At 60.6% G+C, this 25,000-nt stretch carries 24 protein-coding genes; 17 read left to right on the top strand and 7 right to left on the bottom strand.

Going from position 1 to position 25,000, the window contains the following annotated elements; genetic code table 11:
- The first annotated feature begins 32 nt into the window (after nt 1-32).
- The 17 genes from Q1K31_RS11025 to Q1K31_RS11105 all read left to right on the top strand — a co-directional run bounded on the left by Q1K31_RS11025 (nt 33) and on the right by Q1K31_RS11105 (nt 16,857).
- Complete coding sequence (locus tag Q1K31_RS11025; RefSeq protein ID WP_300379346.1) at nt 33-920, top strand: J domain-containing protein; 888 nt, start codon at nt 33-35, stop codon at nt 918-920.
- Nucleotides 921-975: 55 nt separating this feature from the next.
- A complete protein-coding gene (locus Q1K31_RS11030) occupies nt 976-1,290 on the top strand; it encodes a PepSY domain-containing protein (RefSeq protein ID WP_300379348.1) in 315 nt (104 codons plus the stop codon).
- Between the two features lie 9 nt (nt 1,291-1,299).
- Entirely contained in the window at nt 1,300-1,986 is a 687-nt protein-coding gene (locus Q1K31_RS11035; protein WP_300379350.1) for a response regulator transcription factor, read from the top strand.
- 27 nt (nt 1,987-2,013) lie between these two features.
- Nucleotides 2,014-3,414, top strand: coding sequence for a sensor histidine kinase (locus Q1K31_RS11040; RefSeq protein ID WP_300379352.1), 1,401 nt, complete (start codon nt 2,014-2,016; stop codon nt 3,412-3,414).
- A complete protein-coding gene (locus Q1K31_RS11045; protein WP_300379354.1) occupies nt 3,411-4,013 on the top strand; it encodes a hypothetical protein in 603 nt (200 codons plus the stop codon). The genes Q1K31_RS11040 and Q1K31_RS11045 overlap by 4 nt, the downstream gene beginning before the upstream one ends.
- 79 nt (nt 4,014-4,092) lie before the next feature.
- Nucleotides 4,093-4,518, top strand: coding sequence for a cytochrome c maturation protein CcmE (locus Q1K31_RS11050; RefSeq protein ID WP_300379356.1), 426 nt, complete (start codon nt 4,093-4,095; stop codon nt 4,516-4,518).
- Entirely contained in the window at nt 4,515-6,428 is a 1,914-nt protein-coding gene (locus Q1K31_RS11055; protein ID WP_300379358.1) for a heme lyase CcmF/NrfE family subunit, read from the top strand. Before Q1K31_RS11050 ends, Q1K31_RS11055 begins: the two co-directional genes overlap by 4 nt.
- On the top strand, nt 6,425-6,847 hold the full coding sequence (locus tag Q1K31_RS11060; RefSeq protein WP_300379360.1) for a cytochrome c-type biogenesis protein: 423 nt from the start codon (nt 6,425-6,427) through the stop codon (nt 6,845-6,847). The genes Q1K31_RS11055 and Q1K31_RS11060 overlap by 4 nt, the downstream gene beginning before the upstream one ends.
- Nucleotides 6,848-6,922: 75 nt before the next feature.
- The gene (locus Q1K31_RS11065; RefSeq protein ID WP_300379362.1) at nt 6,923-8,170 is read left to right on the top strand and encodes an alpha/beta fold hydrolase; all 1,248 of its coding nucleotides are present in this window, start codon (nt 6,923-6,925) and stop codon (nt 8,168-8,170) included.
- A gap of 111 nt (nt 8,171-8,281) precedes the next feature.
- Nucleotides 8,282-9,835 carry a Do family serine endopeptidase gene (locus Q1K31_RS11070; RefSeq protein ID WP_300379739.1) on the top strand — a complete coding sequence of 518 codons (1,554 nt, stop codon included), beginning with the start codon at nt 8,282-8,284 and terminating at the stop codon, nt 9,833-9,835.
- Between the two features lie 19 nt (nt 9,836-9,854).
- Nucleotides 9,855-10,529, top strand: coding sequence for a response regulator transcription factor (locus Q1K31_RS11075; protein WP_300379742.1), 675 nt, complete (start codon nt 9,855-9,857; stop codon nt 10,527-10,529).
- Nucleotides 10,526-11,929, top strand: a complete 1,404-nt coding sequence (locus Q1K31_RS11080) for a HAMP domain-containing sensor histidine kinase (protein WP_300379364.1) — start codon at nt 10,526-10,528, stop codon at nt 11,927-11,929. Before Q1K31_RS11075 ends, Q1K31_RS11080 begins: the two co-directional genes overlap by 4 nt.
- A 9-nt stretch (nt 11,930-11,938) precedes the next feature.
- Nucleotides 11,939-14,668 carry a bifunctional [glutamine synthetase] adenylyltransferase/[glutamine synthetase]-adenylyl-L-tyrosine phosphorylase gene (locus Q1K31_RS11085; protein WP_300379366.1) on the top strand — a complete coding sequence of 910 codons (2,730 nt, stop codon included), beginning with the start codon at nt 11,939-11,941 and terminating at the stop codon, nt 14,666-14,668.
- Between the two features lie 46 nt (nt 14,669-14,714).
- Nucleotides 14,715-15,203, top strand: a complete 489-nt coding sequence (locus Q1K31_RS11090) for a hypothetical protein (protein ID WP_300379368.1) — start codon at nt 14,715-14,717, stop codon at nt 15,201-15,203.
- A gap of 135 nt (nt 15,204-15,338) precedes the next feature.
- Nucleotides 15,339-15,839, top strand: a complete 501-nt coding sequence (locus Q1K31_RS11095; protein ID WP_367187569.1) for a sigma-70 family RNA polymerase sigma factor — start codon at nt 15,339-15,341, stop codon at nt 15,837-15,839.
- A 2-nt stretch (nt 15,840-15,841) separates the two neighbouring features.
- Nucleotides 15,842-16,315 carry a hypothetical protein gene (locus Q1K31_RS11100; protein WP_300379372.1) on the top strand — a complete coding sequence of 158 codons (474 nt, stop codon included), beginning with the start codon at nt 15,842-15,844 and terminating at the stop codon, nt 16,313-16,315.
- Complete coding sequence (locus Q1K31_RS11105) at nt 16,312-16,857, top strand: periplasmic heavy metal sensor (RefSeq protein WP_300379374.1); 546 nt, start codon at nt 16,312-16,314, stop codon at nt 16,855-16,857. The genes Q1K31_RS11100 and Q1K31_RS11105 overlap by 4 nt, the downstream gene beginning before the upstream one ends.
- Before the next feature lie 15 nt (nt 16,858-16,872).
- On the opposite strand, the gene Q1K31_RS11110 is transcribed toward Q1K31_RS11105, so the two are convergent.
- The 7 genes from Q1K31_RS11110 to Q1K31_RS11140 all read right to left on the bottom strand — a co-directional run bounded on the left by Q1K31_RS11110 (nt 16,873) and on the right by Q1K31_RS11140 (nt 24,955).
- Nucleotides 16,873-18,312, bottom strand: coding sequence for an amidase (locus Q1K31_RS11110; RefSeq protein WP_300379376.1), 1,440 nt, complete (start codon nt 18,310-18,312; stop codon nt 16,873-16,875).
- Nucleotides 18,313-18,335: 23 nt separating this feature from the next.
- On the bottom strand, nt 18,336-18,743 hold the full coding sequence (locus Q1K31_RS11115) for a metallopeptidase family protein (RefSeq protein WP_300379378.1): 408 nt from the start codon (nt 18,741-18,743) through the stop codon (nt 18,336-18,338).
- A gap of 14 nt (nt 18,744-18,757) precedes the next feature.
- A complete protein-coding gene (locus Q1K31_RS11120) occupies nt 18,758-19,234 on the bottom strand; it encodes a YbjN domain-containing protein (protein WP_300379380.1) in 477 nt (158 codons plus the stop codon).
- 87 nt (nt 19,235-19,321) lie between these two features.
- Nucleotides 19,322-21,475 (bottom strand): methylmalonyl-CoA mutase, encoded by a 2,154-nt coding sequence (gene scpA / locus Q1K31_RS11125; RefSeq protein WP_300379382.1) that lies wholly within the window; start codon nt 21,473-21,475, stop codon nt 19,322-19,324.
- Nucleotides 21,476-21,522: 47 nt separating this feature from the next.
- Nucleotides 21,523-22,167, bottom strand: coding sequence for a hypothetical protein (locus Q1K31_RS11130; RefSeq protein WP_300379384.1), 645 nt, complete (start codon nt 22,165-22,167; stop codon nt 21,523-21,525).
- A 10-nt stretch (nt 22,168-22,177) separates the two neighbouring features.
- Nucleotides 22,178-22,915: a hypothetical protein gene (locus tag Q1K31_RS11135; protein ID WP_300379386.1), complete on the bottom strand. Its 738-nt coding sequence runs from the start codon at nt 22,913-22,915 to the stop codon at nt 22,178-22,180.
- A 96-nt stretch (nt 22,916-23,011) separates the two neighbouring features.
- Entirely contained in the window at nt 23,012-24,955 is a 1,944-nt protein-coding gene (locus tag Q1K31_RS11140) for a methylmalonyl-CoA mutase family protein (protein WP_300379388.1), read from the bottom strand.
- Nucleotides 24,956-25,000: the final 45 nt, after the last annotated feature.

Genomic DNA, 25,000 nt, shown 5'->3' on the forward strand with positions numbered 1-25,000 from the left:
TTGATTCCCCATAGAGAGTGACCTTCAAACCCGTGTCCCGCGACCTGTACAATATCCTGGGCGTTTCCAAGTCCGCCACCACCGAGGAGATCCGCAAGGCCTATCGCAAGAAAGCGAAGGCCTCACACCCCGACCTGCATCCTGACGACCAGAAAAAGGCTGATGAATTCAAGGAGGCTTCTGCCGCTTTTGAAATTCTCAGCGATGAGACAAAGCGTGGCAAGTATGACCGCGGCGAGATTGACGCTGATGGCAATCCGACCGGCTTTGCCGGCGCTGGTGGCTTTGGCGGCGGGCGTTATGGGGCCTATAGCGATTTTGCCGGTGCGGGGGGCGGTTCGTTCCAGGGCGATCCGTTCGAGGACATCCTGGCGGGCATGTTCGGCCAGCGTCGGGGAAGGCCCGGCCCGCGCAAGGGCGCGGATATGCGCTATCGGGTGGAAATCGCTTTCGAGGATTCAGTGCAGGGGGCCAAACGCACCATGACAATGGGCGATGGCAAGGCGTTGAATGTCTCCATCCCGCCCGGTGTCGAGACCGGGCAGACATTGCGCCTGAAAAGCCAGGGACAGCCCTCGCGCAGCGGCGGCCCGCCCGGCGATGCCCTGCTCGAAGTCCATGTGCGTGAAAGCAAGGTCTGGCGCCGGGATGGGGCTGATCTCCGCATGAGCGTGCCTGTGCCGTTGAAAACGGCGGTTCTGGGCGGTTCGGTCGAAGTGCAGACACCCGGCGGCAGTGTGACCCTCAAAGTGCCCGAAGGCGCCAACACCGGCACAGTCCTGCGTCTCAGAAACAAGGGCGTACAGTTCAGGGATAAGCCCGGCCATCTTTATGCCAGGCTGGAAATCATGCTTGAAGACCCGTCGGACCCAGCACTCAGGGAATGGGCCGCGCAGGAGGCACCGGAAAGTCATTCCTGACTGGAAGATACGTGCTTATTCACGAGGTGTTCAGGGCTGTTCAGCCATAAGGAGCATGATGAAACGCACACTTCTCGCTCTTGCGCTTTTCGCTTTGGTTTCGGCGCCACCAGCCTTTGCACAGGGCCAGTGGGGAAGCTCCTTTACGGCCGGGGAGGCCCGTGACGCGCGCGAGAAGGGCGAAATCAAACCCCTCAATGAGATCCTGCAGCCGATTCGCCGTCAGTATGGCGGCAATATGCGCCGTTTCGACGGGCTCTATGAAAGGGGCGGGCGTAAGGTTTATATTATTGACTGGGTGACAGGCCGCGGCCAGCTGGTGACGTTTACGATCGACGCCAGGTCTGGACGGGTTCTCAGTGTTGATTAGGTTGGGTATATGAGAATTCTTGTTGTTGAAGACGATGCGGACCTCCGCAGGCAGCTTGCCGACGCGCTCACGCAATCGGGATATGCGGTCGATCTCGCTGCCGATGGTGAGGATGGCCACTTTCTCGGTGATACGGAACCGTATGACGCCGTCATCCTCGATCTTGGCCTGCCCAAGATGGATGGTGTGACAATCCTTGAGCGCTGGCGCGATGACGGGAAGGATTTCCCGGTCATGATTCTCACCGCGCGTGACCGCTGGAGCGAGAAGGTGGCCGGTTTTGATGCGGGTGCCGATGATTACCTGACCAAGCCGTTCTACACCGAAGAGCTCCTCGCCCGCCTGCGTGCCCTCCTGCGCCGGGCAACGGGCCATTCGGCTGCGGCAATCGAGGCGGGCAGCCTTCGGGTCGATACACGGGCTGCACGGGCCACCGTCAGTGGGCGTCCGGTGAAGCTGACCGCGCATGAATACCGTGTGCTTTCCTACCTGATGCACCATCAGGGCCGCGTCGTTCCGCGTACCGAGCTTGTCGAGCACATCTACGATCAGGATTTCGACCGCGATTCCAACACCATCGAGGTGTTTATCGGCCGTCTGCGCAAGAAAATCGGTACCGACCGAATCCTGACCGAGCGTGGGCTTGGTTACCGGCTGGTCGTTCCGGAAGGGGAGACGGCAGGTGTTGCAGACTAGGTTTCGGTTGCGCCTTTCCCCGTCGCGATGAGCGACAAGGATACATCTCGGGCGAAACCGCGGCTGTCCCTGTCGCGGCGCATGTTCATAGGCGCCATCATATGGAGCCTGATCGCCGTGGTGGGCGGTATTTTCGCCATGACGGTCTCGTACCGGGCTCAGACCATACGCCTGCTCCAGCAGGAACTTGATTCGATCCTCGTCACACTGCCCCGTGCGCTGGAAATCCTGCCGGACGGACGGGTCGTCGACCAGCCTGAAAAACTGCCCAGTGATGTCCGTTACGACCTGCCATTGTCCGGCCGGTATTGGGCAATGATCGCGATCGAGGAAGATGGCTCGATGGGTAATGATATCCGCTCACAGAGCCTCTGGGACGGACCTTTGCCTGTGCCGCAACGCGAGGCGGATATTGCCCTCGCAAATCCCGGTATGACCGAATATGGCAATGCGATGGGCCCGGCAGACGAGCGCCTGCGGGTTGCCGTGCGTGCGATCAGTGTCCCCAACCGTGAAAACCCGATCCTGCTCATGGCGGCCGCTGACAGGCAGGCCACAGACGAAGGCGCCAACCAGCTGCGCTTCCTCCTCCTGATAAGCATGAGCCTGCTTGCCGCAGGCACGCTGATCGCGCTCTGGATCGGCCTGCGTCTGGCGCTCTCGCCCTTCGACAGGGTGCAGGCCCATATCTCGCAGGTCCGAGAGGGCAAGCGCGCGCGCCTTGATGGCGACTATCCGGTCGAGGTGCTGCCATTGACCGAGGAGCTCAACAAGCTGCTCGATAATAACCGCGCCATTGTCGAGCGCGCACAAACCCATGTCGGCAACCTCGCGCACGCGCTGAAGACGCCGCTTGCCGTGCTGCGCAACGAGGCGACGGGTAATAGCTCCCTTGATGATGTCGTGCGGCGTCAGACAGAGTCCATGCGCGCCAATGTCGACCATTATCTCAAGCGTGCACAGGCCGCCGCCCGCGCCGAAGCCCTTGGCGTGCGCACCGAGATTGCCCCTGTGGTCGATGGGTTGGTCCGCTTGCTGAACCGTTTATTCGGCGATGGCGGTATCGAAGTGGTCTCGAGCATCAAGGCTGGCGTCTATGTCCGTGCCGAGCAACAGGATCTGGAAGAGATGCTTGGCAACGTCATGGAGAATGCCTGCAAGTGGACGAAATCGCGCGTTGAAGTCTCCACGGAGGCGGGCGAAAATGACACCATGCTGATCCATATTGATGACAATGGCGACGGGCTGAGTGCCGATGAGATGACCTCTGCAGTCAAACGCGGCGTGCGCCTTGATGAAACGGCGCCTGGTACCGGGCTCGGCCTGTCCATCGTTGCTGACATTGCGGAAATGAACGGCGGCCGGCTGAGTCTGTCCGACAGTCCGCTTGGCGGGCTCAGGGCAACCATTGCGGTGCGCCGCTCATGACACGAAAAACACTGTTTGTGACGCTCGGGGGTGTGGCAGCTGCGGCCGGGCTCTATTTGTTGACGGGGCGGCCTTTCCTGTCCGAGCAGCCTTATGCCGAACGTGAAGCCGAGCTTGCCTCCCGCGATGCGTCCGAACTTTCACCACCGGAAATGCTGGCGCGTCTCCAGAAAACCGCACGTGAGCAGCCGGAGGCCCCCGAACCACAATACTATATCGGCCTCATCATGCGCTCGCAGGGACGCACGGATGATGCGCTCAGGGCGTTCCAGTCCGCGCTTCGCCGTGATGATACGCATGTGCCGTCACTCGTGGCCTTGGCCGATGCACTTGTCACAAGGGATGATGGTGTCGTTACCCAGCCCGCCGCACGGCTGTATGACCGGGCCTGGCGGCTTGATCCGACGCAGGTGAGGTCTGGTTTCCTGTCCGCCTTGCCAGCCTATCAGGCCGGGGATGTGGAAGCAGCCGAAGCGCACTGGGACAAAGTGGCTGAAGGGCTGGAGCCCGGCGATCCGCGTCTGGGGATGCTTGAAGCGCTGAAAGGCTCCATTGGCGAAGAGGATGAAGCCGGCGGGCCTGATGACAGCGCCAACTAGCCTGTTCAGGAAATCGCGCAATCATGCTGTTTCGGTCGCAGTGTCTTATGGCATCTTATGAGATATAGGCTGCGGAATTATGAGAGCGCGGACAAAGAGACTCTGGGGCGTTGGGACGGCTGCGATACTGATCGCAGCGGCCGTAGCCCTGTCGGCTGTCGCCCTGCGCCAGCACGCCGATCTGTTCTACACCCCCGGCACCATTGCGGAAAAAGGCCTGCCCGAAGCAGGCAAACGTGTGCGCGTCGGTGGCTGGGTACAGGAAGGATCGCTGGTCTATGGCGATGCGGCGGACATGACCTTCCTGATCGAGGACAGCTCCGGCGAGACAGTCGAAGTCAGCTATACCGGCATAGCGCCTGATCTTTTCCGGGAAGGCGAAGGTGTCGTTGCGACAGGCCGTTTCGACAATACCGGGGATTTTACCGCTGAGAGCATCCTCGCCAAGCATGATGAAAATTACGAGCCGCGTGAACTGAAGAAGGCCGGGCAGGCGACTTCATGATCGAGGCAGGGCACTTCGCGGCTTTCCTCGCACTGGTGTTCAGCGGTCTGCAGGCGGGGTTTGGCCTCGCTGGTGACAGGGCACGTAGCGGCCTGTTTGCCAAGATCGCCTTTACCACAATGGTTTTCGCCTTTCTGACACTGGTCTGGGCCTTTGCGCGGTCGGATTTCTCCGTTGAACTCGTCGCTTCTCACTCCCACACGCTGAAGCCATTTGGCTACAAGATTGCCGGCACATGGGGCAATCATGAAGGCTCCATGGCGCTCTGGTGCGTGGTGGCGCTCGGATTTGCGGCTTCAGCGGCGTGGTTGATGAAGTCTGACCGGCCGGCTTTCGAGGCGCGAACCCTGGGCGCTCAGGGGCTGTTGAGCTTTGGCTCTCTTGCCTATCTGCTGTTTGCATCCTCGCCGTTTACGCGGCTCGATCCGGCTCCGCTTCAGGGGCAGGGGCTCAATCCGCTGCTACAGGACCCGGCCCTCGCGATCCATCCGCCGATGCTTTACATCGGCTATGTCGGCTATTCATTCGTGTTTGCGCTGGCTGCGGCAGGGCTGATCGAAGGACGGATCGACCGGCAATGGGCGACAACGGCCCGCAACTGGGCGCTGGCTGCCTTTGTGCCACTCACGCTCGGCATCGCGCTGGGCAGTTACTGGGCGTACTATGAGCTCGGCTGGGGCGGCTGGTGGTTCTGGGACCCTGTCGAGAATGCGAGCCTCATGCCCTGGCTGATCGGCGCAGCGCTGATGCATTCCATCATCGTCACGGAAAAGCGCGGCAGCTTCTCAGCCTGGACGGCGCTGCTGGCCGTGCTCGCCTTCTGTTTCTCCATGCTCGGTGCTTTCCTGGTGCGCTCCGGTGTGCTGACCTCTGTTCATGCCTTCGCGGTTGACCCCTTGCGCGGCTCGCTCCTGCTGGCCGGGCTTCTGGTCTTTGGTGGGGCAGCTCTCCTCCTGTTTGCACTGCGGGCACCGAAAGTTTCCGGCGGGCCGTCCTGGACTGCGGCCAGCCGTGAGGGCGCACTGATGGGCAACAACCTGGTTCTTACGGTTGCCACAGCCACCGTGATGCTGGGGACGCTCTTTCCACTGCTGGCCGAAGCATTGGGTGAGACAATTTCCGTGGGCGAACCCTACTTCAATCTCACCTTCACGCCGATCATGGCGCTGGCGCTCATCGCACTGCCGGTTGTGCAGGCATGGGCGTGGGGACGGGCAGACCTCTCCTCGCTATGGAAGTGGGCAGCGGGTTTTGCCGGGCTTGTAGGCCTTTTCTGGCTGGCGGGGATCGGCCCGCTGGATATACCACTGCTGGCAGGATTCGGGCTGGCGCTCGGTGTCTGGCTGGTCTTCGGGGCGGCACAGGAAATCTGGCGGCGGGCAAAGACAGCTGCGCGCTTGCCAAAGATGCCGCTGCGGGTCTGGGGGATGACGATCGCTCATGCCGGGCTCGGTATCTTCGTGATCGGCGCTGTCCTGCAGACGTCGGGACGAACACAGACGACGCTTGCGCTTCAGGAAGGCGAGAGCCAGCCGGTGGCAGGCTGGGTCGTGCAGCTTGAGGATGTCAGCAGTATCGAGGGGCCGAACTGGTATGCCGACCGGGCGACGCTCTCGGTCCGCAAGGGAAGTGCGCGTAGTGAGCTGCAACCGCAGAAGCGCTATTATCCGGCCGCGCGGATGCCAACCAGCGAGACCGCCATTCACAAGACCGGTACCGGCGATCTCTATGTCGCGTTGGGGGATGGACGGCGCAATCGGGAAGGCGAGACACGCTGGACCTTCGAGATTTTTCACAATCCGCTCATTGACCTGATATATCTAGGGGTCGCCCTGATCGCACTTGGCGGGGGGCTGAGCATGGCCGGAAAGCGGACACGTACATCCAACCGCACCGGGGAGACCGCATGAAAACGCTGTTTGCCTCACTGATCTTGCTTTTCGCAGCGGGCGCGCAGGGCCAGCTTGATGATCCGAAAGAAGAAGCCCGCGCGCAGGACCTGATGCGGGAGATCCGTTGTGTCGCCTGCGAGAATGAACCGATCTCGAATTCAGCCTCTGACATTGCCGCCGATATGCGCGAACGTGTCCGGGCCATGGTCGCGGACGGCCAGTCGGACGAGCAGATCCGCGACTGGTTTGCCGAACGTTATGGAGAATTCGTGCTGTTCCGGCCCCGGCCGGGCGGTGCAGGGGGGCTTTTGCTCTGGGGCACCCCCTTCATTCTTCTTCTTGCTGGCGGAGCGCTCGTCTATGTCCTTCGCAGGCATGGCGGTGGCCGGCGCGAGCCAGTCGAGCCCGTTCCGCCAGAGGATGCCGGCTCGCCATAGTGTGATCGGTTCCCCTCTGGCGCGCCTGTCCCTGCCCATTATCTCTGTGGGAGGGCTGCCAAGAGAGGACCTCCCATGCATACGGAAACCGTTCAATTTGAAGGCGGCGCCGGACAGACACTGGCCGGCCGGCTCGATCATCCCGTGGGAGATGTCCGCGGATGGGCGCTTTTTGCGCATTGTTTCACTTGTTCCAAACAGGCCCATGCGGCCGTCCGTGTAGCCAAGGGACTGGCCGAACGCGGCATAGGCGTGCTGCGCTTCGACTTTACCGGGCTCGGGGAATCTGACGGCGATTTCGATTCAACAGACTTTTCGAGCAATGTCTCGGACCTGATCGCCGCGGCAGGATGGATGGAGAAGACGGGGCGTCCACCACAGCTCATGGTCGGGCATTCCCTCGGCGGGGCAGCTGTTGTCGTCGCGGCCAGTCAGGTCGACAGCATCAAGGCGGTCTCGACGATCAATGCGCCCTCGGATGCTGCGCATGTGATCCATAATTTCTCTGACGACCTTGAAGAAATCGAGAGCAAGGGCCGCGCGAAGGTAGACCTTGCCGGACGGCCTTTCATCATCACGCGGGACTTTGTCGAAGACCTGCGCGAAGCCAACGTCACGGAAGCGGCCCGTTCACTGGGCCGGCCGCTACTGGTGCTGCATGTACCAACCGACAATGTGGTCGGCATAGACAATGCAAGCGGCCTGTTTCTCGCTGCGCGCCATCCCAAGAGCTTTGTCAGTATTGATGGCGCAGATCACTTCCTGGGCCGGGCCGAGGATAGCGGTTTCGTGGCCAGCATGATCGCAGCTTGGGCGAATCGGTATCTCGGCGGGGCTCAGGATGATGGCGACCTGATCGAACAGACGCATGACGTCATCGTGCGCGAGACGGGGCTTGCCAGCCATTTCCAGAACGAGGTCTTCATCAATGGTCAGCGCTATCTGGCCGATGAACCGGAAAGTGTCGGTGGTTCGAACACCGGACCGGACCCGTACGCTTGGGTTGCCGCAGGGCTCGGCGCATGTACGTCTATGACACTTCGCATGTATGCGCGTCGCAAGTCATGGCCGCTGGAGCGCGCCATTGTCCGTGTCGATCACGCAAAGAACCATGCCGAGGATTGCGACTCCTGCGGACCAGGCGACAAGATTGATGTTTTTGACCGCCATATCGAGCTGGAAGGCGCTCTCGACCAGGATCAGGCCGAGAAGTTGCTTGAGATTGCGGACAAGTGTCCTGTTCACAGGACGCTTGAAAGCCAGGTCGTGGTGCGCACGCGCCTGGGCACCGGAAGCGGGAAAAATTCGAGCCAGACGGGGTGAATGCCTCACTCATGTCTAAATGATGTTTAATTCAGACAAAAGCTGGCACTATCCTAGCATGATTACCAATATTGCCAGGTGAGAACACGATCAGGAGGTTGCGTGACCAAGATGAAATCTTTGGGTATTTCCAGACAGGTACTGGCAGCAGGCGTTGTTGGCGCAGGTCTGACAGGTTCATTTCTTTATGTGCCGCAGGTATTCCAGCAAGCCCAGGCCAAACAGCCAATCGAAATCGAGGCGCCGAATGGTGCGCCGATCAGTTTTGCCGACCTTATCGAGGATGTCAGCCCGGCCGTCGTCAGTGTGAACGTCGTGACCGAGCGCGAAGTCTCGCGCATGGGCAATATGGAAGAGTTCTTCGAACGGTTCCGCGGCCTGCCGGGTTTTGACGACTATATGCGCGAACGCGAGGAAGAAGAGGGCCAGGGCGAGGAAGACGAGCCGCAGACCCGCGAAGCCCGCTCGCTCGGCTCGGGCTTCTTTATCTCCGATGAAGGTTACATCGTCACCAATCACCACGTCGTGCGTGAAGCGACAGAAATCGAGATTGTCCTCGAGGATGGCCGGGAACTGGAGGCCGAGCTTGTTGGCTCCGACCCGCAGACAGACTTGGCCGTGATCAAGGTGAATGAGCCGGGACCCTATCCCTATGTCGAGTTCGAGACGGATGCAGACCTGCGCCGCGGCGACTGGGTCGTCGCGCTCGGGAACCCGTTCGGGCTTGGTGGCAGTGCCACGGCCGGTATCGTTTCGGCGGAAGGGCGCCGCGAAGGCCTTCTGGCTCAGGGTAACCCCTATACCGACTTCCTCCAGATCGATGCCGCTATTAACCGCGGCAATTCCGGTGGGCCGACCTTTGACCTGAATGGCCGGGTCATCGGGGTAAACACAGCGATCTTCTCGCCAACCGGTGGGTCAATCGGCATCGGCTTCGCAATTCCCGCGGAACTTGCCGTCAATGTCACCCAGTCCCTGATCGAGAATGGCAAGGTCTCCCGTGGCTGGCTGGGTGTGACCATCCAGGATGTTACCGACGACATGGCCGAGGCGCAGGGTCTGGAGGAGACCAGAGGTGCCATTATCGCCGATGTCACGGATGAGAGCCCGGCCCAGAAGGGCGGCTTGCAACGCGGCGACATCATCCTGTCGGTCAACGGAAACGAAGCGACAGATGCCACATCCGTGACGCGGATGGTTGGCGGGCTTCTTGTTGATTCCGACAATAACTTCACCGTTCTGCGCAACGGTGAGCGTCAGGAAATCAATGTCACGGTGGGTGAGCGCCCGACCGATCCGAGTGAGTTGATGCAATCGGGCTCGGAGCGTCCTGAATCCTCTGACGAGGACGCTGAAGAAGGCCCCCTTGGTGTCAGCGTCCGTCCGCTCGATTCAGAAACACGCGACGCGCTTGGGCTTGAAGCCGATGAACCGGGCATGGTGATCGGCGACCTCGAATCGGGAAGTCAGCTCAGTGAAATCGGCGTCCAGCCGGGCATGGCGATCCTGTCGGCAGGCGGCAAGGGACTGACCTCGGTGGCTGATCTGGAGTCAGCGATTGCTGAAGCCGAGGCCAAGGGCCGTGACAAGCTGCTGCTCGCCGTGCGGAACGGACAGCGTACCATGTTCGTTACCGTTGATATTGGCGATCAGTCGGAAGACTGACAGTAAAGGAGTGCCCATGATGCGGGTCTTGGTAATCGAGGATGATCGCGAGCACGCGACATTCATCAACAAGGTGCTGTCTGAAGCCGGACACGATGTTGAAACGGCTTTCGATGGCGCCGGTGGTCTTGCCCTGGCTCGTGATGGGGGCTTCGACGCCCTTGTCGTCGACAGGATGCTACCGGAAAAGGATGGCCTTAAACTGGTCGAGGAGTATCGGGATGGCGGCGGGCAGACACCCGCCCTGTTCCTCTCGGCCCTGTCGGATGTCGATAACCGGGTCGAAGGTCTGAAGGTTGGCGCTGACGACTATCTGGCCAAGCCCTTTGCACCGGCTGAACTTGCCGCCCGCGTCGAAGCGCTTGGCCGGCGTCAGGTACAGGACGAACCACCTGTCACGAAACTCAAGGTCGGCGACCTGGAAATGGACCTGCTGGCCCGCAAGGTGTGGCGTGAAGGGAAGAAGATCGATCTCCAGCCGCGCGAATTCCGGCTGCTCGAATTCCTGATGCGTCATGCCGGACAGGTCGTCACCCGCACGATGCTGCTTGAAAAGGTCTGGGATTACCATTTCGACCCCCAGACCAATGTCATCGACGTTCATATTTCCCGCCTGCGCGCGAAAATTGACAAGGATTTTGACGAACCCCTCCTTCAAACCGTGCGTGGTGCAGGTTACTGCCTGGAGGCATGAAGGCAGGCCCGTTTGCGTTCATCCGGACGTCAACGTTCCGGATGGCGCTCGTCTATTCAGTCCTGTTTGGACTGTTCTCATTTCTACTTCTCGCCTACCTCTATCAGGCGACGGTCGGCTCTCTGCGCGCAGAAGCCGACCAGCGCCTTGATGCAGAGATGCGTGCGCTTGGCCTTGCCTATAATGCAGGCGGCCTCGAACGCCTCGAACAGTCAGTGATTGAGCGGGCGCTCGTGCCGGGAGCGCCCTTTCGCTATCAGCTGGAAACACCTGACGGCGAACGCATTATCGGCGATTTCCCAAATCTGCCGGTCTCGCCGCCCGAGACGATCGGCGAAGTCAGCATGGTGAGCCTGTCCATCGAGATGCCCGCGAGCAGCGGGGAAACGGTTGTGACAGAGGCCGAGGGCCGCATTGTCAGGCTGGCAAACGGAGATGTCCTGCTTGTCGCGATCGAGACCGGCGAGCGTGGCCGGATCGTGCGGCGGATCACGCAGGCGGTCACGACTGCTGCACCCATCGGTATTCTCCTGGCCCTGATCGGGGGCATCTTCATTTCCCGCTATGCTGCCCGCCGGGCCGAACAGCTGACCCGCACGACAGAAGAAATCGTGGCGGGCAACTTGTCCATCCGCGCGCCCGTCCAGGGCTCAGGTGACGAGTTCGACCGCCTCGCGACGCACCTCAATACGATGCTGGAAAAGCTCGAGCGCCTGATGGCGGCCAGCCGCCATTCGGGTGACGCCATTGCGCATGACCTGCGTTCGCCGCTTTCGCGTCTTCGTAACCGGCTGGAGGAATCGCTTCTGTCGCCCATGGATGAGGCGTCGGCACGCGAGACGCTGGCGCGTACGGTCGAAGAAGTCGACAGGGTGTTGAGCACGTTCAACGCCATCTTGCGCCTGTCCCGGCTGGATGCCGGTTCGGAAGGGCGCATGGTCAAGATCGACCTGCATGAAATCCTTGATGAGCTGGCAGAGCTCTATGAGCCGGCCTGCGAGGATGCCGGGCTGGCTTTCAGCCATGACATCTCCAACCCGATTGTGGTGCTGGGTGATCGTGAACTGATTGCGCAGGCGGTCTCGAACCTGCTGGACAATGCCATCAAGTACACCCCGCGCGAGGGCATGGTCCGCTTCACTGCAAGGCGGACATCGGATTCCATCGTGATAACGGTCGCCGATGATGGGCCGGGTATCCCCGAAGACATGCGCGAAAAGGCGAAACAGCGTTTCTATCGCCTTGATGCCGCACGCACACAGAGCGGGTCGGGCCTCGGTCTCGCACTTGCCGATGCCGTGGCCGAACTCCACAAGGGGCATCTCGATCTGTTCTGGACGCATGAGCCGCCCGCACATAAAGGCCTGAAAGCGGTTTTAACCTTGCCGCGGGACAAGTAGGAAGGCTGCATGTTCGAAATCAGACCGATTGGCGCCACGGCGCATGAGGCCTTCCAGGCTGCAACGGAACTAGCTCCATATCTCGCCAGGCTCGCGCGCCGGGCACCCGATGCGATCTCCTTCCTGAAATCGGACGGGGCCAACGCGCTGGCGGCGCGGGCCCTGAAGAAAGCGGAAGAGGCGGGAGAACTTTCCGATCTCGATGCCGTGATGACACAGTTGCGGCAGGCCAAGCTGGAACACCATATCGCGGTTGCCGCCATGGACCTTGCCGGCGAGGCCCGGACATCAAACATAACAGGCCACCTCACAGGCTTTGCCGACGCAGCGGTTCAGGCGGCGCTGGTGTCTGTCCTGCGCACACGCGACCTCACGCCAGACGGGATTTTTGTTATCGCGCTCGGCAAGATGGGCGCGTTTGAGCTCAACTATTCCTCCGATATCGACATGGCGGTCTTCTTTGACCCGGCGGTGTTCGCCAGTGGCGATCCCGAAGCGGGCGATACCGCCAGCCGCGTAGTCAAGCAGGCTATGCGTCTTCTCGAAGAACAGACGGGCGATGGCTACGTCTTCCGCACGGATCTGAGGCTGCGTCCCGATCCCGGCTCGACCCCGCCCGCGGTCTCCACCCAGATGGCTGACATCTATTACGAGAGCGTCGGGCAGAACTGGGAGCGTATGGTCTGGATCAAGGCGCGGACCTGTGCCGGGGACAAACGTGCAGGCGACCAGTTCATCAAACAGATGGAGCCCTTCGTCTGGCGCCGTCACATGGACTACTGGGCAATTGCCGATGTGCAGGCCGTCAAACGCATGATCAATGCGAAGACACGCGCCAGCGATCTTGCTGACCCGGCACCAGACATCAAGCTCGGGCCAGGCGGGATCCGCGAGATCGAGTTCTTCGCGCAGACCCAGCAGATCATCATGGGGGGGCGCAATGAATATCTGCGCCACAAGAAGACGCTGAGCAGTCTGGATGCGCTGGTGGCTTGCGGCGCAGTGGAAGAGGCTGTGGGCGGTGAACTGACGGAGGCTTACGGTATTCTGCGTAATGTCGAGCACCGTATCCAGATGCTCGAAGACGAACAGACCCACAGGCTGCCCAAGGATGAAGATGCCCGCAGCCGCGTGGCGAAACTTTGCGGCTGGGATGATCTCGCCGCTTTTGACGAGGCCGTCGCGGAGGTGCGCGAACGGGTCCATACCCATTACCGCGACCTCTTCGCCGAAGAGGAGCGCAAGGCCGAGACGGCTTCCCGCGGCAACCTCGTCTTTACTGGGGTCGATGAAGATCCAGGCACTGTGGAGACCCTGAAGGAATACGGTTTTTCCGAACCTTCGCGTATCATCTCGACCATTGCCGACTGGCATCGCGGCAAGACGCCAGCTACCCGCACCGAGCGTGGACGCGGCCTTCTGACTGCCATCCTGCCGGACCTGCTCGATGCGATGAGCCAGACCGGTGAACCCGACATCGCCTTTACGCGCTTCAGCCGCTTCTTCGAAGGCTTGCGCTCTGGTGTGCAGATACTCTCCATGCTGCTCAATGAACAGCAATTGCTGAGCGATCTCGTCACCACGCTCGCCATCGCGCCACGCCTGTCACAGACGCTTGCCCGCCAGCCCGGACTGCTTGAGGCGCTGGTGACGCCCGGCGGGCAGGAGTATCCGCCTGCGCTCTCCCGGGAAGCCGACTTCGAAACCCAGATGGACGAGGTCCGCCGCTGGCAGAATGAACGTGCTTTCCTGATCGGTCACAGGCTCCTTCACTCCCGCCTGCCGGCCTCGCAGGCCGCGCTGGCCTGGAGCGACCTGGCGGATGCCTGTATCGACCTCATGGCGGAAGCCGCGGCGCAGGAAACGGCCCGGCGCTACGGTCCGCAACCGGGAAGCTGGACAATCGGGGCACTCGGCAAGCTCGGTGGCAAGGAGCTGACAGCCGGGTCTGATCTCGACCTCATCATCGTCTTCGAGCCGTATGAAGACACAGCCGGAGAGGCGGGCCACTGGTTCACCAAATTTGCCCAGCGCCTCATCACCGCGCTATCGGCCGAAACGGCTGAAGGCAGCCTGTATGAAGTCGACATGCGTCTCAGGCCGTCTGGACGGGCAGGGCCTGTGGCGACCTCCATCAAGGCGTTTGACCGCTACCAGCATGAGGATGCCTGGACGTGGGAACTCATGGCGCTGACCCGTTTGCGGCCGGTCGCCGGGGATGAAGCCCTCGGCCAGCGCACACTTGAACTGGCCCGCCATGCAATCATCAATGGTAAACCGGAGGCCGAACGCCGCGCCGATATTCTCGACATGCGCCGCCGTCTCTGGAAAGAGCGTGCGCCCCGTGGTGACTGGGACCTGAAACTTGTCGATGGTGGACTGATCGACCTCGAATTCGTCCTGCAGCAGGCCATGCTGCTTTCAGGCGATGAGGCATGCGTCATCCCAACAACGCAAGAGGCGATAGAAACCCTGGCTGAAAGGGGACTGCTCGAAGCTGATGAGGCTGAAACACTGTCTTCGGCCTTTGGCCTCCTGCAGTCGCTCCAGCAGGTGCAGCGTCTGGCCGTTGGGGCAGAGCTGACGGCTGACATGTTCTCCGAAGGCCTCAAGGCGCGTTTCGCGCTGGCCGTGAGCTGCGAAACGTTTGACGAGGTCGAGCAGCGCTACAGGTCGGTTCTGAAAGATGTTTCTGCGCTCAGGCTGAAAAATATCGGGACGCTCGCGACGGATTCCTGATGCCTCTTCGTTCCACCTTGTGGGGCACATAAAGAGGATAATGAAAATGAAGAAACTTGCACTCGCAGCCATCCTTGCCGGCACCACCACACTGGGCGTCGCAGGCTTTGCAGCCGCCGAACGCCATGGCGGACACGGCAAAGGCCATATGATGGAAAAACTCGACACCAATGGAGACGGCCAGATTAGCCGCGCCGAAGTCGACGCGCTGAAAGCCGAGCGTTTTTCACGCGCCGATGCGAATGGTGATGGCGGCCTGACAATGGATGAGATGGAAGCCTTCCGGGAAGCCGAACGCGAACGCCGCATGGAAGAGCGCAAGCAGCGCCGCTTCGAACGCCGCGATGCAAATGGTGACGGGGTTATCTCCGCAGATGAGTTCGATTCGCGGGGCGACCGGATGTTTGACCGTGTCGATGCGAATGAAGACGGCATTATCACCGAAGATGAAATGAAAGCGATGAAGAAGAAACACGGCAAGCGTGGTGGACATCACCACCGTGGCGGCCCTGACAGCGACTCAACTGAACAGTAAGTCGCCTCATATGCGAACGCCGGTGCGGGAAAGGGGATATTCACCTCTCGCATCCTGCACTGGCGTCGCTAATGTGACGGTGTGCCTGGTATTACCGAGAGAGATCAGATCGCACGCGCGGCGGCAGGTGACCGAATGGCACAGGCCGCACTCGTCAACCGCCACATGCCGGTCATCTGGCGTGTGGCCTTTCGTATGCTGGGCGACCGGCAGGAGGCTGAAGACGTGACGCAGGAGACCTTCCTCAGAGCCTGGAAAATGCTTCCGGACTGGGAAGAACGGGCGAAGTTCTCGACCTGGGCCTGCACGGTCGCGATCAATCTCTGCCGCGACCGGCTGAAGAAGAAACGGCCGGTCCTGATGGATGAGCTGCCGGAGCAGACAGACGTCGCCTTGCGGCCCGATCAGGCACTTCACCAGAACCAGGCGAGTGCGCATATCACCTCGCTGGTAGATGCCCTGCCAGATCGTCAGAAAGAGGCGCTGACACTTTGCGCTTTCGAGGGAATGGGCAATATCGAAGCCGCTAAAACGATGGGTGTTAGCGTTGAAGCGCTTGAAAGCCTCCTGTCACGGGCCCGGCGCAGGTTACGGAGTGAGCTTTCTTATGAGCGGGCAGGGCAGGAAGGACATTAGAGATGAACGATGAACGTCTGCTTGAACTGATCGCCGCCTACGGCGCTGCGCCGATGGCCTGGCCAGAAGCTGAGCGCGAAGCGGCGCTAGCGCATCTCGACGCGCACCCGGCCCGCTTCGAAGCGGCCCTGGCTGATGCGCGAGCGCTCGATCATGCCTTTTCCACTGAAGTCCTGCCTGACGCGCCGGCGGAGCTGGCTGGAAAGATCATGGCCAGCGCGCCCTGGCCTGACACCCGAGCGGCGCGGCGCCCCGGTCCCGGACTTGCCGGGCGCATGAAAGAACTGGTTTTTCCGAATGGCCTTCGCTGGCCTGCAGGCGCCACGGTCGCGGCCCTTGTCATGGGGCTTTTCGCAGGCGTTGCGACAGCACCGGCCACGGCTGAAAACGGCTACAGCACGGATGGCGAGCAGGTTGTCTATTCAGCGCTCGGTTATGATAATTTCGCGGCCTATATTGAGGAAGTCGACGGATGACCCGGCAACGTACCCTATCAGCGCTGAGCGTCGTGCTCGTGATCTCCCTGATCGCGAATGCTTTGCTGCTCGGTCTTGTTCTTGGCAAGGCCATCGGCAAACCCGACAAGCCCAAGGGGCCACGGGGTGGGGGCGAAGAGTTTCACATTGCCCGTGCGATGGATGATGTCGTCCCCGAAGCCGCCCGGAAAGACATGCAGCAGGCCTTCAGGCAGACCTTCCGGGATTCCCGCGAAGCCTGGGACAACAAGCGCGCCGCCCGTGAAGCGCTCACCGAAGCGATCGTGGCCGATCCGTTCGATCCCGAGGCGGTTGACGCAGCGTTTGCGAGAATGCGTGCGGCAGACAGCCGTTTAACCGAGCGTTTTCAGGATGTCCTGTCGGCACAGCTGTCGACTTTGACAGTTGAGCAGCGTCTCGAGATGGTAAGCCGTCTTGAAGAGAAGCGTGCGCGCCGGAAAGAGCATCACAGACGCCACAAGCATGAAAAACAGGGGCGGGACGGGGACCGAAATGACGACCCGCTGCCACCGCCACGCTAGTCCCGGCTTCCTGCTTCAGTCACCACCAAACCACACAGGCGGGCGACGCCCGGTCCAGGGAGCGGCCCGTTCGATCTGACCGGCCAGTGCATACAGCAGGTCTTCCCGGCCAAGGCGCGCCCCGAACATCATGCCGAGCGGCAGGTTATCGGCGGTCTGGTGTAGGGGCAGGGAGATGGCAGGCCAGCCGGTCTGGTTGAAGACAGGACAGAAAGGCGCAAATCCCGTCACGGCTTCTCCATAGGCATCGAAATCCGCCGGATCGAGACTGAGGACGCCAAGTTCCACGGGCGGGCGCGCAAGCGTCGGTGCAAGGATGAGATCATAGCCGCCTTTATCCATGAAAGTCTCAAAAGCATGTGCAGCAAGCGCAAAGGCATTGTTTGTCTTCACGAGCTCAGACATGGGAATCGTCCGCCCCAGCTCGATAAATCGCATCGAAACCGGTTCGAAATCTTGCGCGCCGATCTTGCGCCCAAGCGTCTGCTCACGCTCGTCAGCGACCGAGGCCATGAAGGAGGAGACGATCATCATCATGCCTTTGCCGAGCGCTTCGCCGTCGAACGTCGGGCCGGCTTCCTCAACATGATGGCCAAGCGAGGCGAGCAGCTCACCTGTCGTCTTCATGCCTGCAGCCGCCTCCTTGTCCGGCGTCACGCCATTGGGCGCGGTCGTCCAGAGTGCGATTTTCAGCGGTTTCGGATCTGCCTGCGACGCGGCGAGGAAGCTCGTCTCCGGGGTCGGGGCGACATAGCGTGCGCCGGGTTCGATGCCATGGGTGGCGTCGAGCAGTGTGGCGCTGTCACGTACGCTGTGGGAGACGCAGTGATTGGTCGACAGGCCGAACCAGTTCTCGCTCATCGGCGGGCCCATTGGCACCCGCCCGCGCGACGGCTTCAGGCCGACGAGACCGGTGCACGCCGCGGGAATACGGATCGAGCCGCCGCCATCGCTGGCATGGGCCATGGGAATGACGCCCGAGGCGACGGTTGCAGATGCGCCGCCCGATGAGCCACCCGAGGTGTGTGCCGTGTTCCACGGGTTGCGCGTCTGGCCATAAAGCGCGCTTTCGGTTGACGTTGTCAGGCCGAATTCCGGGCTGGTCGTCTGTGCGAAGATGACGAGGCCGGCTTCGCGGTAGCGGGCTGCAAGCGTGGAATCGTACTCGGCCACTGTGTCCCGGAAGGCGCGGGATCCGCTTGTGAGGGGCTGGCCTTTCAGGCGCACGCCGAGGTCTTTCGTGGCGAAGGGCACGCCGGCAAACGGTCCGTCCGGTACACCGTTTTTAAGTGTCTGGCGGGCCGCATCTTCGAAGAACTGGGAGAAGCAGTTCAGTTCGTCCTGCGCGGCATGCGCGCTTTCAAGTGCTTCATCCAGCAGTTCTTCGGATGACACTTCTTTCTTGCGGACAAGTTCAGCCAGCGCGGTGGCATCATGATTGGCAAAGGATTTCATGGGGTGTGGCCTTCCTTGTGGGATCAGTCCCGGTCTTCCCGTTCGGCTTCGTCGAGCAAGCGGTGCATCTCTTCGTCAGACCAGCCGAAATGATGGCCGAGTTCATGAATGACGACGTGCTCGATCAGTTCTGTGAGGGTGACGTCCGGACGTGTTTCAAGCTCGGCGAGCAGCGGCTTGCGGTAGAGAAAGATGCGTGGATCGTCCGGGCTGGGATGGGTGACGCTGTCATGGATCAGCGGAATGCCCTGATAGAGTCCGGTCAGATGCATCGGATTGACGATATTGAGTTCTTCCAGGACGTCGCGGTCAGCAATGTCCTGGACGTGGATCACGATACGCCCGGCGGCCCGGCGGAACTCGACCGGCAGGCCGGTATAGGCGTCTTCCGCCAGTTTCTGGAACGTCTGGAGGTCCGGAGTGTCCCGCAACGGTGCGCCCCGGCCTAGCGTGAGGTGTTCCAGTGGCGGATATAGGTGTCGACTGCATTCTCGAACCTTGTGAGGTCGGCGCTGTCGAGTGTGGCTTCGCCGGAAACATCAATCACATAGTCGATGCCGATCAGGTTTGTGTTGCCATCTTCGGACGCAAAGGCGAAGGCCCGGCCAATCGGGTAGCGGTCATTGAACGTATTGGTTTTCTGAAGCGTGGCCTCATCAATGTCCTCCCCGGTCTCGAACGCATTATAGAGGATGACAAGGCCGCAACGATCCGAGGAATCACACTCATCAAGGCGGACATGAACGGTGAGGTCGTCAAGCTCGGCCTTGATGAGATGTGCGCTGTCGCTGATCCCCTGGGCGCTCGAAAGGCTAGCGCCATGGTCCTGGAGCACTGTTTCAACCTGCTGCGGCGTGACAGGGCCAGCTTCAGCCGCCGCTGCGAAAACAATGCTGGCCGCAGCCACCGTCAAGACTCTCATGGGGTATATCCTCGTGCGTCAGGTTGATTGGCCAAGTCTCGCACGCGGGTGGACGGGCCGCAAGATGAGGCCCGCCCGTATTCTCCCTTATTCGGCCGCCGTGCCGACCGGGTCATCCTCGAGCGATTCAAGCATGGCGCGGGCCGCGTCTGCGATGACAGTGCCCGGCGGGAAGATGGCCGACGCCCCGGCCGTACGCAGGGCATCGAAATCACCGGGCGGTATGACGCCGCCAACCATGATCTGTGTGCTTGCTGCGCCTTCATTGCCGAGCGCGCGCTTCAGCTCCGGCACCAGTGTCAGGTGGCCGGCGGCCAGCGAGGAGGCCGCAACGATATCGACCCGGGCCTTGCGGGCATCCTTCGCGGCTTCCTCAGGGGTCTGGAAGAGGGGGCCGATCTCGACATCCCAGCCAAGATCCATCAGCGCCGAGGCGACGACCTTCTGGCCGCGGTCGTGCCCATCTTGGCCCATTTTTGCAATATAAACCTTGGGCTTGCGGCCTTTTCTTTGCGTGAATTCTTCAGCCAGTGCGCGTGCGCCTGTGGCCTTTTCGTCCTTGCCGATGGAGTCGCCATACACGCCCTGGATCGAGCGGATGGTCGCCTGGTGGCGTCCCTGGCTGCGCTCCACGGCTTCCGAGATTTCACCCACCGTCGCCTTGGCGCGTGCCGCATCGACGGCAAGGGCGAGCAGATTGCCCTCCGTGGAGCTGGCTGCCTTGGCGATGGCGTCAAGTTTCGCCTCGACCTCGGCCGGGTCCCGGTCTTCCTTGAGCCGGGCCAGCTTGTCGAGCTGCATCCGGCGCACCGTGGCATTGTCCACCTTCAGCACCGGGACATCCTCGTCCTGGTCGAGTTCGAACTTGTTGACGCCGACAACTGTCTGTTCGCCGCTGTCGATGCGCGCCTGCGTGCGGGCGGCGGCTTCCTCGATGCGCAGTTTCGGCACGCCTTCCTCGATCGCCTTGCGCATCCCGCCCAGCTTCTCGACCTCGTCGATATGCTCCAGCGCACGTGCGGCGAGGTCATGGGTGAGGCGTTCCACGTAGTAGGAGCCGCCCCACGGGTCGATGGTCTGCGTGGCACCGCCTTCCTGTTGCAGGAAGAGCTGGGTGTTGCGCGAAATGCGTGCGGAGAAGTCCGTCGGTAGGGCCAGCGCCTCGTCGAAGCTGTTGGTGTGCAGGCTCTGTGTCTGCCCGCCGACCGCCGCAATGCCTTCAAGGCAGGTGCGGATGACATTGTTGTAGACGTCCTGCGCGGTCAGCGACCAGCCGGACGTCTGGCTGTGCGTGCGCAGGCTGAGCGACTTCTCGTTCTTCGGGTTGAGCTGCTTGACCAGCTTTGCCCAGACGAGGCGCGCAGCGCGCATCTTGGCGACTTCCATGAAGGTGTTCATGCCGATCGCCCAGAAGAAGGAAAGGCGTGGGGCGAACTGGTCGATATCGAGCCCGGCATCGAGCCCGGCGCGGATGTATTCCACACCATCGGCGAGCGTGTAGGCAAGTTCCAGGTCGGCCGTCGCCCCGGCTTCCTGCATGTGATAGCCGGAAATCGAGATCGAGTTGTACTTCGGCATGTTTTCGGACGTGTAGGCGAAAATGTCCGATATGATCCGCATCGAGGGTTTGGGCGGATAGATATAGGTGTTGCGCACCATGAACTCTTTGAGAATGTCGTTCTGGATGGTGCCTGCGAGCTTGTCGGGCGTCACACCCTGTTCCTCGGCGGCTGCGATATAGAGCGCGAGGATCGGCAGGACCGCGCCATTCATCGTCATCGAGACCGACATCTGGTCGAGCGGAATGCCCGAGAACAGCGTGCGCATGTCATAGATGGAGTCGATTGCCACGCCCGCCATGCCGACATCACCCGAGACGCGGACATGGTCGGAATCATAGCCCCGGTGGGTGGCGAGATCGAAGGCGACCGACAGACCTTTCTGGCCAGCGGCGAGATTGCGCCGGTAGAAGGCGTTGGAATCCTCAGCCGTCGAGAACCCGGCATACTGGCGCAGCGTCCAGGGCCGCTGGGTATACATGGTCGGGTAGGGCCCGCGGCCATAAGGGGCAAAGCCCGGAAAATCGTCGAGATAGTCGAGACCCCTGGTATCCGCCGCAGAGTAGGCTGTCGCGAGATCGATGCCTTCCGGCGTTTCGAGCGTGCGTTCACGCGGGCCGGACGGGGCTTTGGCATCCGGCGAACCAAGGTCGAGTCTGGTGAAATCGGGGAAGGTCGTCATTTGGCGGAAACTAACGCCACTGCAAAGAGGCACAAGACCTTATTGTCTCAATCGGCCTTTTCAGCGTTCTCACCTGTGAACTCCGGGCAGGGCGGGCCTTCCTTGCAATAGTCCAGGCCGAGCACGGTTCCGGGGACCGCCTTGTCATAGTGCTGCTCTTCCAGATATTCTGGCAGATCGGAGACGATTTGGTCCTCCAGATTGATCCGGTTTTGTGCTGAAATATGAGTATCCTCAATCGTGACACTATACTTATAAGCATTATAATCCACACCATCGAATTTTGCATATTTATAATGGGGAAGGCGGCTTATCCCGAAAAAATTCAGTTTGACTATGTAGTGGGGAATATCTTCAGGGCCGCTTCTATCGATGACTTTCCCGCAATATACGGATTCAAGCCAGTTATATTCTTGGAAATAGCTTGTATTTCGTGAGATAAAATTATCTATTTCTTCCGATATGGGCTTTCCATCTCTTGTGACACTATATGTATTTTTGCCTTGGTCAGAGCGGCTCAGGCTGACGCGATATTCACTTCCGCCACATTCAGCAGTCCATTCAGCGCTGGAAACATAACCCGCATCATCATTGTTCCAAAGCGCGAATCCACCAAAATCTGGTTCAGCAGAAGCTATATTCCCGAATATTGCGGCCGAAACCACCGCAGAAAAAAAATGTAATGGTTTCATCTTAATATTCCTAGCAATCAGAGCTAACGTCTATCGTGCCGTCATTGTTCACTCTGGCTCCAAAACGGTCAGTATCTGTGCCTGTAATATTCGAAAGTTGTTCCGAATTATATTCACGGACGACGTTATTTTGATCGATAACATACACTACAGGATTTTCATCCATACTGGGTAATAATGTCGGGAAGTCATTAAGGCGTTGCCGAACTTCAGTTTCAAATTCTGTGTCCCCTGGGGAAGCAATACCGCCTCGTCCCGTGGAATTCGGTTTATGTGTGTGAATAACTCCAACAATGGTGTCACCGGCAGCCAATCCAGAAAGATAGTTATTTGCGGCGCTCACGTTTACTCCGTCGGAAGACCCTGATGTTAATGGCCCAGATGCCTCCAAGCTGCCATCTGCTTTGCGAGTCAGATAAGCCGCATATTCTACAAATCCACTTGGATTGGTGTGAGAGCTATCAAACAGAGTAGGTGCTTGAGCTTTCGCCAGTGCCCGCAAGGCTTGCATCCCCTCTTCACCAATACCGTCAGGATACGCTGAGTTCACGATGGCATTGACGAGCGCTGCGATGCACGGATCGGAGCGTGGATCGTCTGGTTCTATTTCAGCATATTCCTTTTGATATGCAGGCGGTGGCGACACAAACAGCGGTAGGTTCACAACGAATGTTTCCCGGTCGTCAGGTTCCACGCCTTCTACAACGACAGGCGGTAGTGTTCTTGTGGGATCTTCGGGAGGGGGCATAACAAATCTCCAGCTTATAATGTCAGCCCCATTAACGTATATACCATGAGTGTGTGTGTGTGGAAACCTGTAAACTTGAAATATACAATTGGTCTGTCAGGTCAGCTTAAAGCCCAGTTCGGCCTGTGCGAGCTGTAGTGTTTCAACCGCGTCGCAGCCCATGAAGATGTTGGTGTCGATGTCTGTGGCTTCGAATTTGCCAGCCAGGAAGACGCGCTGGGCGCCTGCTGATTTGAGAGCCTTGGCGGCCGCTTCGGCTTCTTCCTCGTAGCGCTTGTCCGCCCCGCAGATCACGGCGATATGGCAACCCGATGCCTTGAAAGCGGCGGCGATGTCATCAGCCGATTTCGGCAGGGCCGGGGCATCCTTGCCCTCGATGCCGCCCGCGGCGAACAGGTTGCGGGCAAAGTCGACGCGCGCATTGTGCTCTGCCAGTGGGCCGAGCGTAGCGATGAAGATGGACGGCTGGACGCCCTTGGCCTCAGCGTGGGCAGCGGCCCGGTCGCGCAGGGCCTCGAAGTCACGCGCCAGATGGATTGGCGTGAACGCTTCGGCGGTGGTGTCCTCTCCGCCCCGGTCGGGCAGTTCCTTGAGGAAGGATTTCAGGCCAGCATCGGTGACGTCTGTGGCCTGGCTCTTATAGCTGATGTCGGCGGCTGGCGCTGGTTCGCCGTCGATCAGTGGGAACTCGCTCACACCGGTTACGGGCACCTTGCGCCTGGCAATGGCCTTGAAGCGGGCATCGCGCGTTTCAGCGATACGGGCCTGGAGCTTGCCTGCCATGAGGCTTTCGGCAAGGCCGCCCTCGGCCTCGATCTGCTGGAAGACGGCCCACGCAGATTCGGCGATATCAAGGCCAAGCGTTTCCTCGAACCATGCCCCGCCGGCCGGGTCGGCGACACGGCCGAGGCCAGACTCTTCCATGGCGATGATCTGGGTGTTGCGCGCGGTGCGCCGGCCGAGTTCTTCCGGCACGCCGAGCGCTTCGTTGAAAGCACGCACGGTCACGACATCTGCGCCACCAACGCTCGCGGCGAAGCAGGCTGCGGTGTTGCGCAGCATGTTCACCCATGGGTCGTAGCGCGTCAGCATCCGGGCGGAACTGACAGACTGGAGGCGCATCGGTTCCACGTCGAGCTCCATGGCCTCCTGCACACGTGCCCAGAGGCGGCGGGCAGCTTTCAGCTTGGCGATCTCGAGGCCGTAATTGCCCCCGGTTGCGAGGGTGAAAAGGGTCTGCGACGGGAAGGTGTTGATATCGTAACCAGCCGCTTCAAGACGGCGCATCGTGTCGACGGCATGGGCCATCAGTACGCCGAGTTCCTGGGCTTCCGACCCGCCTGCCTCATGCACGGCGCGGGCATCGACCCGTAGTGTCGTCGCGTTGGGATAGCTCAGGCAGAGCAGGCGTGAGAGTTCGGCTGTGCGCACGAATGCTGCATCAATACCGCCCTCGATCCGCCCCTTTCGTAGGAGCAGGCCAAGCGGGTCGATATTGAAAGCGAAGCCAAGCGTTTTCGGGTCGCCTGCGGTCTCGCCCCAGAGTGCCAGCAGGGCAGCAATGGATGTGCCTGCACCGTCACCGCGATGATCGAGCGCGATGGTCGCATAGTCGGCGCGCACATCTTTGAGGGCGGTTGCCAGGGTCGCTTCGTCATGGATGGCGCAGCCTTCGGCACCCGTGCAGTCGACCGAAAGTTCGACAGAAGCGACACCGCGTTCGAGGTCGCGAAGGATTTCGGCATTGGTGATGGCCGGGTCGGGGTGTGCGAAGGCCTGGCGGATGTCCCAGGGCCGGAACCTGTCCGGTTCGGCCTGCGCGCCACGCAGGTAGGGGGCCGCGCCTGGTGCGCCGAGCGGGTCTCCGGCACTGGCGAAATCGTTCTCACGGTAGAGCGGGCGTATCGCAATGCCGTCATCGCTGTGGCGTGTGATCCGGTCCAGTCCACCGCCCTTCAGCGCCTTTTCGGCCGCGGCGAGCCAGTCTGCTTCCGTCGCCGTCTCGAAACCGGCGCTCAGGGAAAGAAAATCGTCTTTCATGGCCTCTACTCATATAACTCTGTTTCTGCCCGGTATAGGGCTCTG

Origin of the sequence: Henriciella sp. (assembly GCF_029936995.1) — a bacterium.
Lineage (GTDB): Bacteria > Pseudomonadota > Alphaproteobacteria > Caulobacterales > Hyphomonadaceae > Henriciella.

What these genes read in the sequence shown, in the direction of transcription:
- Q1K31_RS11030 (WP_300379348.1), top strand. Translation starts at nt 976, where the DNA reads ATGATGAAACGCACACTTCTCGCTCTTGCGCTTTTCGCTTTGGTTTCG.
- Q1K31_RS11075 (WP_300379742.1), top strand. Translation starts at nt 9,855, where the DNA reads ATGCGGGTCTTGGTAATCGAGGATGATCGCGAGCACGCGACATTCATC.
- Q1K31_RS11070 (WP_300379739.1), top strand. Translation starts at nt 8,282, where the DNA reads ATGAAATCTTTGGGTATTTCCAGACAGGTACTGGCAGCAGGCGTTGTT.
- Q1K31_RS11095 (WP_367187569.1), top strand. Translation starts at nt 15,339, where the DNA reads ATGGCACAGGCCGCACTCGTCAACCGCCACATGCCGGTCATCTGGCGT.
- Q1K31_RS11065 (WP_300379362.1), top strand. Translation starts at nt 6,923, where the DNA reads ATGCATACGGAAACCGTTCAATTTGAAGGCGGCGCCGGACAGACACTG.
- Q1K31_RS11105 (WP_300379374.1), top strand. Translation starts at nt 16,312, where the DNA reads ATGACCCGGCAACGTACCCTATCAGCGCTGAGCGTCGTGCTCGTGATC.
- Q1K31_RS11135 (WP_300379386.1), bottom strand. Translation starts at nt 22,915, where the DNA reads ATGCCCCCTCCCGAAGATCCCACAAGAACACTACCGCCTGTCGTTGTA.
- Q1K31_RS11120 (WP_300379380.1), bottom strand. Translation starts at nt 19,234, where the DNA reads ATGAGAGTCTTGACGGTGGCTGCGGCCAGCATTGTTTTCGCAGCGGCG.
- Q1K31_RS11055 (WP_300379358.1), top strand. Translation starts at nt 4,515, where the DNA reads ATGATCGAGGCAGGGCACTTCGCGGCTTTCCTCGCACTGGTGTTCAGC.
- Q1K31_RS11130 (WP_300379384.1), bottom strand. Translation starts at nt 22,167, where the DNA reads ATGAAACCATTACATTTTTTTTCTGCGGTGGTTTCGGCCGCAATATTC.
- Q1K31_RS11140 (WP_300379388.1), bottom strand. Translation starts at nt 24,955, where the DNA reads ATGAAAGACGATTTTCTTTCCCTGAGCGCCGGTTTCGAGACGGCGACG.
- Q1K31_RS11035 (WP_300379350.1), top strand. Translation starts at nt 1,300, where the DNA reads ATGAGAATTCTTGTTGTTGAAGACGATGCGGACCTCCGCAGGCAGCTT.
- Q1K31_RS11090 (WP_300379368.1), top strand. Translation starts at nt 14,715, where the DNA reads ATGAAGAAACTTGCACTCGCAGCCATCCTTGCCGGCACCACCACACTG.
- Q1K31_RS11100 (WP_300379372.1), top strand. Translation starts at nt 15,842, where the DNA reads ATGAACGATGAACGTCTGCTTGAACTGATCGCCGCCTACGGCGCTGCG.
- Q1K31_RS11110 (WP_300379376.1), bottom strand. Translation starts at nt 18,312, where the DNA reads ATGAAATCCTTTGCCAATCATGATGCCACCGCGCTGGCTGAACTTGTC.
- scpA (WP_300379382.1), bottom strand. Translation starts at nt 21,475, where the DNA reads ATGACGACCTTCCCCGATTTCACCAGACTCGACCTTGGTTCGCCGGAT.
- Q1K31_RS11040 (WP_300379352.1), top strand. Translation starts at nt 2,014, where the DNA reads ATGAGCGACAAGGATACATCTCGGGCGAAACCGCGGCTGTCCCTGTCG.
- Q1K31_RS11050 (WP_300379356.1), top strand. Translation starts at nt 4,093, where the DNA reads ATGAGAGCGCGGACAAAGAGACTCTGGGGCGTTGGGACGGCTGCGATA.
- Q1K31_RS11060 (WP_300379360.1), top strand. Translation starts at nt 6,425, where the DNA reads ATGAAAACGCTGTTTGCCTCACTGATCTTGCTTTTCGCAGCGGGCGCG.
- Q1K31_RS11045 (WP_300379354.1), top strand. Translation starts at nt 3,411, where the DNA reads ATGACACGAAAAACACTGTTTGTGACGCTCGGGGGTGTGGCAGCTGCG.
- Q1K31_RS11080 (WP_300379364.1), top strand. Translation starts at nt 10,526, where the DNA reads ATGAAGGCAGGCCCGTTTGCGTTCATCCGGACGTCAACGTTCCGGATG.
- Q1K31_RS11085 (WP_300379366.1), top strand. Translation starts at nt 11,939, where the DNA reads ATGTTCGAAATCAGACCGATTGGCGCCACGGCGCATGAGGCCTTCCAG.